At 36.8% G+C, this 13,000-nt stretch carries 10 protein-coding genes; 6 read left to right on the forward strand and 4 right to left on the reverse strand.

What is annotated here, in order from left to right; genetic code table 11:
• Position 1 precedes the first annotated feature (1 nt).
• Positions 2-916 carry a homoserine kinase gene (gene thrB, locus B3D94_RS02520; protein WP_069482859.1) on the reverse strand — a complete coding sequence of 305 codons (915 nt, stop codon included), beginning with the start codon at positions 914-916 and terminating at the stop codon, positions 2-4.
• On the reverse strand, positions 913-1,965 hold the full coding sequence (gene thrC / locus B3D94_RS02525) for a threonine synthase (RefSeq protein ID WP_069482858.1): 1,053 nt from the start codon (positions 1,963-1,965) through the stop codon (positions 913-915). Before thrC ends, thrB begins: the two co-directional genes overlap by 4 nt.
• A gap of 204 nt (positions 1,966-2,169) precedes the next feature.
• Here thrC and B3D94_RS02530 point away from each other — a divergent pair, with 204 nt between their 5' ends.
• Both B3D94_RS02530 and B3D94_RS02535 read left to right on the forward strand, forming a co-directional pair.
• Positions 2,170-3,399, forward strand: coding sequence for an MFS transporter (locus B3D94_RS02530; protein ID WP_069482857.1), 1,230 nt, complete (start codon positions 2,170-2,172; stop codon positions 3,397-3,399).
• A 307-nt stretch (positions 3,400-3,706) separates the two neighbouring features.
• Entirely contained in the window at positions 3,707-4,573 is an 867-nt protein-coding gene (locus B3D94_RS02535; protein WP_069482856.1) for a MurR/RpiR family transcriptional regulator, read from the forward strand.
• A gap of 103 nt (positions 4,574-4,676) precedes the next feature.
• Here B3D94_RS02535 and B3D94_RS02540 read toward each other — a convergent pair whose 3' ends face one another.
• Positions 4,677-5,480: a GNAT family N-acetyltransferase gene (locus B3D94_RS02540; RefSeq protein ID WP_254664335.1), complete on the reverse strand. Its 804-nt coding sequence runs from the start codon at positions 5,478-5,480 to the stop codon at positions 4,677-4,679.
• Between the two features lie 396 nt (positions 5,481-5,876).
• On the opposite strand from B3D94_RS02540, the gene B3D94_RS02545 reads away from it, so the two are divergent.
• The gene (locus B3D94_RS02545; protein WP_291754306.1) at positions 5,877-6,803 is read left to right on the forward strand and encodes a manganese-dependent inorganic pyrophosphatase; all 927 of its coding nucleotides are present in this window, start codon (positions 5,877-5,879) and stop codon (positions 6,801-6,803) included.
• A gap of 469 nt (positions 6,804-7,272) precedes the next feature.
• On the opposite strand, the gene B3D94_RS02550 is transcribed toward B3D94_RS02545, so the two are convergent.
• Positions 7,273-8,652, reverse strand: coding sequence for an FAD-dependent oxidoreductase (locus B3D94_RS02550; protein WP_069482853.1), 1,380 nt, complete (start codon positions 8,650-8,652; stop codon positions 7,273-7,275).
• Between the two features lie 125 nt (positions 8,653-8,777).
• Between B3D94_RS02550 and B3D94_RS02555 the strand changes: the two genes are divergently transcribed.
• From B3D94_RS02555 to B3D94_RS02565, 3 genes are all read left to right on the forward strand, one after another.
• Positions 8,778-9,485: a DsbA family oxidoreductase gene (locus B3D94_RS02555; protein WP_291754310.1), complete on the forward strand. Its 708-nt coding sequence runs from the start codon at positions 8,778-8,780 to the stop codon at positions 9,483-9,485.
• A gap of 195 nt (positions 9,486-9,680) precedes the next feature.
• Positions 9,681-10,307: an FMN-dependent NADH-azoreductase gene (locus B3D94_RS02560; protein ID WP_036121103.1), complete on the forward strand. Its 627-nt coding sequence runs from the start codon at positions 9,681-9,683 to the stop codon at positions 10,305-10,307.
• A 304-nt stretch (positions 10,308-10,611) separates the two neighbouring features.
• Positions 10,612-12,972: a bifunctional 2',3'-cyclic-nucleotide 2'-phosphodiesterase/3'-nucleotidase gene (locus tag B3D94_RS02565; protein WP_069482851.1), complete on the forward strand. Its 2,361-nt coding sequence runs from the start codon at positions 10,612-10,614 to the stop codon at positions 12,970-12,972.
• Positions 12,973-13,000: the final 28 nt, after the last annotated feature.

Below are 13,000 nucleotides of genomic sequence, written 5' to 3' on the forward strand. Positions count from 1 at the left end.
TTTATAGTAGACGTTTCATATATTCACGTACTTGTATACCTTGTTCATCAGCTTTTGTTAAAATCACTTGATGTTCAGGAAATTGATTTTTTATAGTTTGAACGAAATCATATGCAATGGTAGAAGGAATGATAGAAATCAATGTAGGGCCAGCTCCACTTAAAGCTGTACCATACGCACCAATCGCCTTTGCAGCTGTACGAATTTCTGTATACTCGGGTATTAGCTTTGCACGAAATGGTTCATGGAATAGATCTTCTTCCATATAACGACCAGCACGCTGGAAATCACGGGCCATTAGTGAAGCTGCTAGCATATTAGCATTTGCTGAAGCATGAACAGCATAGGCTCTATCAAATTGCTCTGGCAATACAGATCGAGATTCGCTCGTTTTTAATTCGACATTTGGTACATATACCACAAAGGAAGCATCAATTTCATTGATATGAAAAGTATCAACATTACCTTTTTCATCCATAGAAGAAATGGTTAAACCTCCTAAAACAGATGCGGTTGCGTTATCTGGGTGTCCCTCAATTTGGGATGATAAGTTAAGTTTATCTTGTATTGTTAAGTTAAGTCCACATACTTGATTGGCTAGTTCAATACCTGCAACTATCACAGCAGCACTGCTTCCAAGGCCACGTGCTAATGGTAGTTCGCTAGCCATCTCCACACGACATGCAGGTAATTGTTGACCATATTGATCAGCCACTTTTTTTGCAATGACGTATAGTAAATGTTCTTCAAGCTCAAACTCTTTAGGACCGTTATCATCAAGATGGATAATATCCCATGTATCTTGTAAAGTAACTGTTAATTGTAAGTATAGAGACAAGCCGAGCCCTATGGAATCAAAGCCAGGCCCTAGATTGGCTGTGCTTCCTGGAACTGAGATTTGCCATGCTTTACTCATAGTACTCCCTCGATATATTCTCGAATTTCGTTTTCGTCATTTTTAAGGGATACTACTTCGACTGTGGATACATCCATGGCTGTATCGGGATCTTTTAGTCCATTACCTGTGAAGATTGTCACTACCTTTGAACCCTTTGGAATTTTTCCGTTCTCCACTGATTTAATAACACCTGCTAATGATGCGGCAGAGCCTGGTTCAACGAAAATACCTTCTGTATTTGCAATTAATTTATAAGCAGCAATAATTTCTTGATCTGTTACCGAGTCAATCATACCTCCAGATTCATCTCGGGCTGCTTCTGCCAATTTCCAGCTAGCTGGGTTACCAATTCGAATAGCAGTAGCAACTGTCTCCGGATTTGCAATAGGCTCTCCTTTGACGATTGCTGCTGCGCCTTCTGCTTCAAAGCCATACATCTTTGGTAGACCAGAATCTTTAGCAGCATGATATTCTTTAAAGCCTTTCCAGTAAGCAGTAATATTCCCTGCATTACCAACCGGGATGCATAGATAATCGGGAGCTGAGCCTAAGGCATCTACAATCTCAAATGATGCAGTTTTTTGACCTTCAATGCGGTATGGATTGACGGAGTTCACAAGCGCGACAGGAGTTGTTTCACTTACTTGGCGAACAATGCTTAAAGCATCATCAAAATTACCGTCAATCTCAATGATTTTTGCACCATACATAGTTGCTTGTGCAAGCTTACCAAGGGCAACTTTTCCTTTAGGAATTACAACGATGGATTGAATACCAGCTCTTGTAGCATAAGCCGCTGCAGCAGCAGATGTATTCCCTGTTGAGGCACAAATAACACACTTACTACCATCTTCAATAGCTTTTGCCACTGCAAATACCATACCACGGTCTTTAAAAGAGCCAGTTGGATTTGCACCCTCAATTTTACCGTAAAGCTCAATGCCTAATTTCTTGGATAAATTCACTAAATGTATAAGAGGCGTATTGCCTTCATTTAAAGTTAATGCAGGTGTATTCTCTGTTACAGGTAAAAATTGTTTATATTCTTCAATAAGGCCTTTCCACATAAAGATACGATCTCCTTTTGTTCTCTTAGAAAGAACAGTTGTTTTTGTATAAAAGACATTTTAACGCAAATCACACTAATATTTCAATAGCATTTCATAAATTGTCGAAACTATTCGGTAATTTGAATTTTGCTTGTCACTTTCTTGAAACAACTGTATAGTAATCTTGTAATGTAAAGTCAAGTGTAAAGACAGGTGGTTTGAATGGCGATAAATACTGTAGAATCAAATAAATCCCAGCATACTATTTCTAGAAATAGACTATTGGGCGTTGCAGGGATTGGGTGGCTTTTCGATGCAATGGATGTTGGAATATTATCGTTTGTCATCGCAGCATTGGCAGCTGATTGGGGACTGACACCAAGTCAATCTGGCTGGATTGGTAGTATTAACTCAATTGGAATGGCTGTAGGAGCCCTTGTATTCGGGGTTTTTGCCGACAAAGTAGGGAGAAAGCAAATTTTTATGTGGACACTAGTCCTATTTTCCATTGCAAGTGGTCTATCCGCTTTTACGACGACATTAACGGCATTTTTAATGCTACGTTTTTTAGTAGGGATGGGTCTAGGGGGAGAGCTACCTGTTGCATCAACTTTAGTATCTGAAAGCGTGGCAGCAAAAGAAAGAGGACGCGTAGTTGTTTTATTGGAAAGTTTTTGGGCAGCTGGATGGCTCATTGCCGCATTAATATCCTATTTTGTTATTCCAACGTGGGGTTGGAGAGTAGCGCTCATCATAACAGCACTCCCAGCATTTTATGCTATTTATCTTCGATGGCATCTCCCGGATTCACCACAGTTTACGGTGAAGCAAGAGGCCAAAACACGTAGCATCCTTCAAAATATAAAGGAAGTTTGGTCAAAAAAATATGCGCGTTCCACATTGATGCTTTGGGTGCTTTGGTTTACAGTTGTATTTTCGTATTACGGTATGTTCTTATGGCTTCCAAGTGTCATGGTTGGTAAGGGCTTTGATATGATTACGAGCTTTAAGTATGTTCTCATTATGACCTTAGCTCAATTGCCTGGTTATTTTACTGCAGCCTGGTTTATTGAAAAATTTGGACGGAAATTTGTGCTTGTTTCCTATCTAATTGGTACTGCAGCGAGTGCGTTCATTTTCGGGAATGCTGAAACACTTGTAGTGCTATTATTGTCAGGCATGTTTTTATCTTTCTTTAACTTAGGAGCATGGGGGGCGCTATATGCTTATACACCCGAGCAATACCCTTCCATTATTCGTGGTACTGGTGCAGGGATGGCAGCAGCTGCTGGACGAATTGGTGGTATTTTCGGACCGCTACTAGTTGGTTCTTTATTAACAGCTGGTTATGATATAGGCTTCATTTTTGCCATTTTCTGTGGAGCCATTATTATAGGTGTTATTGGTGTCATTTTCCTTGGGAAGGAAACCAAGCAGCTAGAATTAGAATAATAACTAAAAAATGTCCTGGATAAGAGTAATCAATCCAGGACATTTTTATCTTTATTCGCTAGTGTATTACATAAAAATTAGAAATTATTAATTTTTATTCACCTTTACTAATAAATTTGGTAAAATGACAAACCAGTATAAAAAATATAAAAAGCCGTTATATTAGCAGGTTAATGCGATGAAGATTTTTCAGAAAAGTCATTGTATTCAAATTGCAATCGTGATACTGTATTTTTAATCGAATTTTGAGTAAGTAGGAAACAATCTCCCATTCGTGCTAAGGTCATTGAAAGAAAGGTTGTTAGGAATGTGCATTCATGAGGATATAAAGAAAAGGTTTGTAAGACTGTCAAAGGGGCAGCGTAAAGTAGCACAATTTGTAATGGATAATCCCAATACAGTAATTGCTAATGGAGCAGCAGAAGTAGGCAGACTGGCTAATGTAAGTGAATCAACGGTTATTCGCTTTTGCTATGCCATGGATTTATCAGGATATGTGGAACTACAAGAAGAAATAAGGGGCTATGTCATGTCCCAAGATGTAGGAACAAATCTACAATCTACCTATACAGGTAAAGTGCTAACTAATTCAAATTTTAGTAAGATAATGCAGCGGGATAGCCGAAACATTCAGGAAACAATTCAATTAATTAGCGATCAACAAATTCAAAAAAGTTCAAAATGGATGCATGAAGCAGATAATATCTATATTCTAGGTACTCGTCAGGCTGCATCTGTAGCAAATTGGTTATCCAACACATTAAAAACACTACGCTCTAATATTAAGCAGCTTCTTATAGATTCGGATGAAATGATGAATCAAATTAATAACATGGGAGAGCGTACGACATTAATTGTTATATCGTTTGATAAACAGTTAAAGGATATTCAAACGATTGTTGAAATTGCAAGGATGAAGAAAGTAAAAATTATTGCTATTACTGGAACTGCGTTTTCACCCGTTCGTGAATATGCTAATATTTTGTTTGCACTTGGAACAAACAAGCATTCCTCGCTAGATATAGTGCCCGTTTTGTTTTCTTTCTTACATGCTTTATTGGAGGAAATGATTGGCCTAGACAAGGGGCAGTATGAAAAATATCAGAAATCCTATGAGCATGTAGATAGTAATATATTATTTCTGGATGCTGCTAGAGAGAAACAGGTATTTTAATGTTATGCATAGAAAAGTGTTATTTTACTTTTCTATGCATTTTTTATAGTCAAAATATATAAAAAGATGTCCAAATACGCTTTAGACATCTAGGCAAAGTGATTTATAAAATTTTACTCAAGTTATACTCGTTAATGTAAGTATCATTTAATTTAATAGCATTTTGTCGAATGCCTTCTTGTTTGAACCCTATTTTCGTAAAGAGGTGTAAAGCAATATTGTTATGTTCCATAACTGATAATTCTAATCTGGATATGTCACGCTGTTTTGACCAACCTTCCACAGCCTTCATTAGCGCAGAGCCAATGCCTTTTTGTTGGTACTCTTCCTTCACAGCTAAGCGAACAGAGGCAACATGTTTAGCTTTCGTTTGTTTATACCCATGTACAACTGCATAGCCTGCAAAAATACCATTTAATACGCAAAGTAATATAGTACGATTTTTTAGTTGTTTCCAATAGGTTAAATTTTTACGAAGTTGTTGGACAGTTAGATCTAACTCATTTTGAACATTATACATGAAGTCGGTTTGTTGAAAAATTTCCTCCTGTAAAAGAATAAATGATCTAGCATCCGATGCTTCAATCCCTCGAATTATGTATGCAGATGGGTTCTCTTCATTTTTTGAAAGATTGTTTACTGTTGTCTTAGTTTGCGTGCATGAGAAAGTTATACTAGTACCTAGTCTAACATCAATGACATGATAACCTGCATTTGTCCATGACAAATAGTGTGATAGAGGGGGCTTGGTTTTTTTCCACCAGCTCTTATTTAAGTAGGCGGCATTCGGTAAGGCTTGTCCCATAATGTTTTCTAATTCACTAAAGGATAAAGTGATTTCTTGTTGTAAAGCTACTTCAAAATAATTTGCTAAAGGAATGTACTTTTTTTCCATCTTCTTTGTCATCGTAATCCCCATTTCCTGAATATCCAAAAATATAGACTATCTGATAATAGCATAAAATTATGCTTACATAAATATGAAAATCCAACTAAATATCTACGTAAAATAATTAATATTAGAAAAAGATGCGCTTTTACTATTGAATGTTAAAAATAGGATGGTAAAAAAAGATAATGTAAACAAAGAGGTTGTGTGCACAAAATATATGTATGTGACAGTTTGAAGGTCTATTATTCTTAATTCATATTTGTATAGTTGGTTATTGGAAGTGGGTAATTATTATTGTATATTAAATGAATGAGCATAGTTTACTTAATGTTTCAATTTATCATTTGTTAGTCCATAAGATATGATAAAATAAAAGATAAATGTAAGGTCATTTTAGGAGGAATAAATTCAATGAGTAAAGTATTAGTTTTTGGACATAAAAACCCAGATACAGACACAATCACATCTGCAATTGTATATGCTTATTTAAAACAACAAATTGGAGAAGAAGCCGAGGCTGTGCGTCTTGGAGATGTTAATAATGAAACACAGTTTGCTTTAGATAAATTTGGCTTTGAAGCGCCACGTTTAATCTCATCTGTAGTTGGAGAAGCGGACAAAGTTATTCTAGTAGATCACAATGAATTCCAGCAATCGGCTGATGGTATTGAGGAAGTGCAAATTGCTGAGGTAATTGATCACCACCGCATCGCTAACTTCCAAACAGCTGATCCGCTATATTATCGTGCAGAACCAGTAGGCTGTACAGCTACAATTCTAAAGAAAATTTTTAACGAAAACGGTTTAGACATACCAGCGAATATTGCTGGTTTAATGTTATCAGCAATCGTTTCAGATACACTATTATTCAAATCACCAACTTGCACAGAGCAAGATGTAAAAGCCGGCGAAGAACTAGCGAAAATTGCTAATGTTGACGTTGCAGAATATGGTTTAGCTATGCTAAAAGCAGGTGCAGACCTATCTGATAAATCTTTAGAAGATCTGTTATCATTAGATGCTAAGGAGTTCCAATTCGGTGAGTACAAATCTGTAGTTGCACAGGTTAATGCGGTTGATATTAATGATGTACTTAATCGACAAGAGGAATTAGAGATTTTATTAAATAAAAATGTTGCTGAAAATGGTTTAGATTTATTCTTCTTCGTTGTGACAGATATTCTAAATAACGATTCTACAGCTGTAGCAATTGGACAAGTAGCACAAGCTGCAGCAAAAGGATTCGGTGCTGTTCTTATCAACAACCGTGTTGTGTTACCAGGCGTTGTTTCTCGTAAAAAGCAAATTGTACCAGTATTAACAGAAGCTCTAAAGTAATTTACACATGAAGACAGCCACTTAGACTGTAGATAATAGCCATCGAAAAGTTCACACTCTCGATGGCTTTTGTTATTTTCCTTTAATTTATAATATTAGGTAAATATCTGCCGAATCCAACATACTCTTCGAGCATAGTTGATCTCTTAAGATACTCCACGTTAAGTAGACAGTTTTTTAAATCCAGGACAGCAAAAGTAAGCATCGCTTTATGGGCAATTTTTAGGATCTCTACAGGTTGTCCATCACAGACCATGCATTTCCTTTGCGCTTTGCATAGATTTTTTACTTTTTATCAACATATGAAAAAGGAGTTTTTTATGTAGAAAGTTGATTGGAACGAAGCGCAACCGCGCTGGCGGAAAGCTTTCCCTCGTAGTGGACATCAACGGCTTTACTTTTATTTCATTGTAAAAAAAGACTGTAGGCAAACTCAAAATTTATTGAGAGTTTGTCTACAGCCTCTTTTTTAATCTAAATTCAAAGGTTGTACTGCTGGTCCTTCCAGTACTTCTCCTTGAGCATTGAAGCGGGAGCCATGGCAAGGACAATCCCATGTTTCATCCGCTTCATTCCATTTCGTCTTACAGCCCAAGTGAGTACATGTTGGAGCACTGGCATGTCTCATATACCCAGTAATAAATTCTTTTGCGACAAAGCCGCCAACTTTAAGCATTTGCATAAACTGAGCACCGAATTTTGTACGTGATGGCGAATAGAGTGCAATGGCACCATCCTCACTTCTTGATCCAGTAATCAGGCTGGATAAAATGTCACCGGCAACAAAGGAATTAGAAATGCCCCACTTTCTATAGCCAGTAGCAATGAATACGTTTGGCAATGAGTTTGTAATTCTTCCTACATAAGGAACGATGTCAGGAGTTTCGATATCCTGGGCAGACCATCGATAAATGGGCTCTTGCTCAAAATGTTCTTTCATTTCATTTGAAATGGCATCATAGTACGGTTCAGTATTGACTGTTTCCCCAGCGATGTGATTCGCTCCACCAAGTACTAAAAAATGCTCGTTGTTAATTGTAGCTGTGCGAATGGAACGAGAAGGGAAATCAACGGATAGATATTGCCCCTGCATCGTTTCTGAAATTTTACTAGCTACCATGTAAGAACGACTATTTGACAGTTTGAACAGCTTTAGTCCTTTAAAAGCCTCAATGGGGTAATGTGAACACAAAATAAGCTTCTTATATTGAACCGACATATTCTTTTCGGTATGTAAGTTATTTTGAGCTATGTTTAATTGCTGAACTCTCGTATTTGTATAAAGCTTGGCTCCCATCGCCTGTGCTTCTTTGGCAAGAAAATTACTTACCTCTACAGGATTTATTTGAGCTTGCTTGGACATACACAAAGCTTTTGTAATGGGGAAGGGAAGCTCTGTTTCTGTGGTGATTTTTGATTGTATATTTAACACCTTATAAGCGTTCCATTCTTTTAATAATTGCGCATACCCTTCTTTTGTTTGAGCATACAATAGTGAATCTACTTGCTTTACACTACCTTTGGGAAATAATTGTGTTGCCTTGTCAATGGCTTGTTGATTGAGTTGGTAATAGAGCTGTGCCTCATCAACGGATAGTTTTTCTAAAAGGTTAGCATAAACGATACTATGCTGGGCAGTTAATTTACCTGTGGAGTGGCCAGTAGTACCATGACCAAAATGGGTGTTCGCTTCAAGTAAGAGTACATCAACACCTGCTTTTGCCAAGACGTAAGCTGTATAAAGACCGGTTAAACCTCCTCCGACTATACATACATCACATGTTGTTGATGAAGTAAGTGAAGATAGTGAGACAGATTCGGAAGTAGCGAGCCAAAGAGATTGAGTCATAGATAAACCTCACAATGTTTTTATGTTCAGTATGTAGATGTATTGGAGAATTTATGCGATGAAGCATAAAAATTGCCTTGCGATTTAATCTATCGCTACAATGTATCAAAAGGAGAGTGTGAGTAATGAAAATTGAAATATGGTCTGACTATGTATGTCCATTTTGTTATATTGGTAAAAAACAATTAGAACAAGCGATTGAAGATACTGGCTTTGGTGGGCAAGTGGAGCTTGTTTATAGAAGTTATCAACTTGATCCTAATACCCCAGTAGATTCGAATATTACTGTGTATGAATCATTAGCGAAGAAATATGGTATGACTTTAGAAAAGGCTAAAGAAATGACATTAGGCGTTACTGCCCGTGCGAAAGAAGTAGGCTTAAACTATGACTTTAGTAATCTAATGGAAGAGAATACGTTAAAGGCACATCGACTTGTTAAATGGGCTGAGCAGCAGGGAGATGTTACAGCATTAGTTGAAGCTCTACTGCACAGTCATTTTATAGAGGGAAAACGTATTGGACAAGAAGATGTTTTACTAGATATAGCCGAACAAGTAGGATTGCAACGCGCGGAAGTGGCAAAAATTCTTGCTGTGGATGAATTTAAAAATGAGGTGGAAGCGGATATTCAAGAAGGATTGCAGCTTGGAGTTCGTGGGGTACCATTCTTTGTCTTAAACCGCAAATATGGTATTTCTGGTGCCCAGCCACAAGAAGTATTCGAAGATACACTACGTAAAGTGGCTGAGGAAGAGGGCTTACAACCTGGTCTAAAAATGGCTGGCACGGGTGACGTTGGTGTTTGTACAGATGATAACTGTAAATTATAGCGCTAAAATTACTCTAATTACTGAGGGGCTTGACATAACAAGCCTCTTTATTCGTTTTAATTAAAAGTTTTATCAAATATTTCAGTCAAAAGTCTGAGGAAAGTATCGTTGACTTTTTAGAAGAATTTTTTTAAGATAAGTTTATATCTTGAATTCGAGATAATAGACTATGAGATATAAGGGAGATTTTATATAATGAACGTTTTAGTAGTAAAAGCAAACAACCGTCCAGACGGTATTTCAACAAAAATGTACGATACATTTATGGAAAATGTACAAGGTGTAAACGTTACAACTTTTGACGTATTTGCAGAAGATATGCCATACTTTGGGCAAGATCTTTTCAATGCATTTGGTAAAGTACAAAATGGTGGAGAGTTAACAGACATCGAATCACGTCTTTTAGCTGCTAAACAAAAAGCGATGGATGCATTAACAGCAGCTGATTTAGTAGTATTTGCTTTCCCACTTTGGAACTTAACTATTCCAGCACCTTTACAAACATTTATTGACTATGTGTACCAAGCAGGTTTCACATTCAAATATGGTGAAGATGGCCAAATGGTTAGCTTAATGACTGATAAAAAAGCGATTATTTTAAATGCTCGTGGTGGCTACTACTCACTACCAGAAACACAGCCGATGGAAATGTCAGTAAACTACATTAAAAATGTAGCGGGCGGTGTGTTCGGTATGGAAATTATCGAAGAAGTAATTATTGAAGGTCACAATGCATCACCTGATAAAGCACAAGAAATTATTGCAAATGGCCTAGAAGAAGTGAAAAAAGTAGCTCAATCACTTCAAACAGTAAACGCGTAAAAAATATTTTTTAATAAAAGACCTCTCGAATTTGAGAGGTCTTTTTTTATTTTGCGAGCAGAGGTATGTTGTGGTATAGAAGTCGGATATATTGGTATTAACTATTTATTCGGAATTTACATTTCCTAACATTCTATTGGTGGTATAAAAATAAAAATGATAGAAAAATGTGATTTTATAGGAAAGTAATAACCCATTCTTTTAAAAATACATATAATTAGGACTAATTATTCAGTAAAAAATAGAGTTAGTTTAATATAATAGTATCTGTAGGAAAATACTAGATGAATAAGGAGGTTGTTGTATGAACAAGAAATTAATAACTAAATTTTTAGCCATGCTACTAGTTTTATTCGCGTTGATACCATTTGGATTCACTGCTAATGCTGCTTCCAATGAAGTTACACGCGCTAATTATGTAAAAGAATTAGTAGAAAGCTTAGATGTCGAATTAGGTGATGGATCTTCCCTTACTTTTACGGATGTCTCCAAGGATTTAGCACCGTATGTAGAAAAGGCTGTACAGTTAAAACTTATAAAAGGAAAAACAGCAACTACATTTGGTCCAAACGATAAATTAACACGTCAACAAGCATTTGTTATATCTGCTCGTGGACTTGTTAGTGAAAACGCTTCCCTTGCGGTCTTAGACCAATTTAAGGATGCTGATCAAATTGCTGAAGCTTATAAACAAGATTTAGCTAATGCTGTTGCAGCAAATATTCTTCAAGCGTATGAGGATAATACGATCCGTCCTCTTGACTATGTAACACATGAGCAAATGGAAAGTATTGTAGAGCGCTTTATAGCAGAATACAAGGCACCATCTAATGGAGTGTCAGTAGATCTTCAAATTTTAGGAACTACAGATATTCATACAAATTTAGCTAATTATAATTACTATTTAGATGCTCCATCATCTGAGGTTGGTTTAGCTAATACAGCTACATTAATTGAACAAGCTCGTACTAAAAACCCTAACACATTACTATTCGATAATGGAGATTTAATTCAAGGTACGCCACTCGGCTCTTATAAAGCGTTAGAAAGTGTATTAAAGCCAGGGGAAGTACATCCGGCTATTGCAGCTCTTAACGCTTTAAAATATGATGGTGGAACTTTAGGAAACCATGAATTCAACTATGGTCTAGATTTCTTAACTGAAGTCTTAAATGATGCCAAATATCCAGTCGTAAATGCTAATACTTACGATGCTAAAACAAAAAAGCGTATGTTTACACCTTATGTCATTCTTGATAAAGAAGTAGTGGACAATGCAGGTAAGAAGCATACACTGAAAGTTGGTGTGACAGGGATTGTACCAACAAAAATTGTTGAATGGGATGCCATTCATTTAGCTGGTAAAGTTGACATGCAAGAACCTGTTGAAGCAGTAAAAGAAGTAGTACCTGAAATGCAGAAGGCTGGAGCAGACGTAGTTGTTGTTCTTTCCCATTCAGGTATTGGTGAGGACACTTACGTGGAAGGCGCTGAAAATGTTGGCTATCAACTAGCTGGAATTGAAGGAATTGATGCTTTGATTACAGGGCACTCTCACTTAACATTCCCAGGTGACTACAAAGATTTGAAAGATGTAGATCAAGAGAAGGGAACGATTCACGGTGTTCCAACAGTTATGGCAGGTAGCTATGGTAGCCATCTTGGTGTCATTGATCTAAAATTAGAACAACAAGGATCAGAGTGGGTTGTAGTAGATGGTAGTGGGTCATTGCAATCAATCAAGCAAGAAGGTTTACAACCATCCACTATGGTATTAGAAGCTGTTAAACAAGCACATGAAGGCACTTTAACTTATATTCGCCAGCCTGTTGGTGAAACAACTGCGCCAATCCATAGTTATTTCTCGATGGTGCAAGATGATCCTTCTATTCAAATCGTAACACAAGCACAAAAATGGTTTATTGAACAGGAATTAAAGGGGACGGCTGATGAAAAAACTCCGATTCTCTCTGCTGGAGCTCCTTTTAAAGCAGGTTCACGAAATAATCCATTAGATTATACAAACATTCCAGTTGGTCCACTTGCCATCAAAAATATGGCGGACATTTATCATTACGATAATACTGTAGCAACAATTAAAGTAACAGGTGCACAAGCCGTTGAGTGGTTAGAGATGGCTGCAGGTATTTTTGCAACGATTGATCCGAATAAGACGGAAGAGCAAAATATCATTGATTCAGAAGCACGCTCCTATAATTTTGACGTATTAGATGGCTTAACCTATCAAATTGATGTGACATCTCCATCTAAATATGACCGACGTGGTAATCTTGTTGATGAAAAGGCGAACCGTATTAAAAACGTACAGTATAATGGTAAACCAATTGATTTAAAACAAGAATTCATTATCATTACAAATAATTATCGTGTTGGTGGTTCGTATGGAGCGACATTTAAAAATACGGACGGTTCGAATATAACTAACTATGCATATGAAAATCGTCAAGCTGTAGTTGATTATATTATGGCAAATAAAACAATTAACCCTGCTGCGGATAATAACTGGTCATTTGTACCATTCCCAGCCAAGACGAAAGTTGTTTATCTATCTGCGAAAGATGCACAAAAATTTATCTCAGCAGATAGCAACATTGAATATTTAGAAGATACAGAGGCAGGATTTGCAAAATATTTAATTAAATAAAACTAAAAGGGAGAGTACGATTAAATCG

It is taken from the genome of Lysinibacillus sp. UBA5990 (assembly GCF_002429815.1).
GTDB lineage: Bacteria > Bacillota > Bacilli > Bacillales_A > Planococcaceae > Lysinibacillus > Lysinibacillus fusiformis.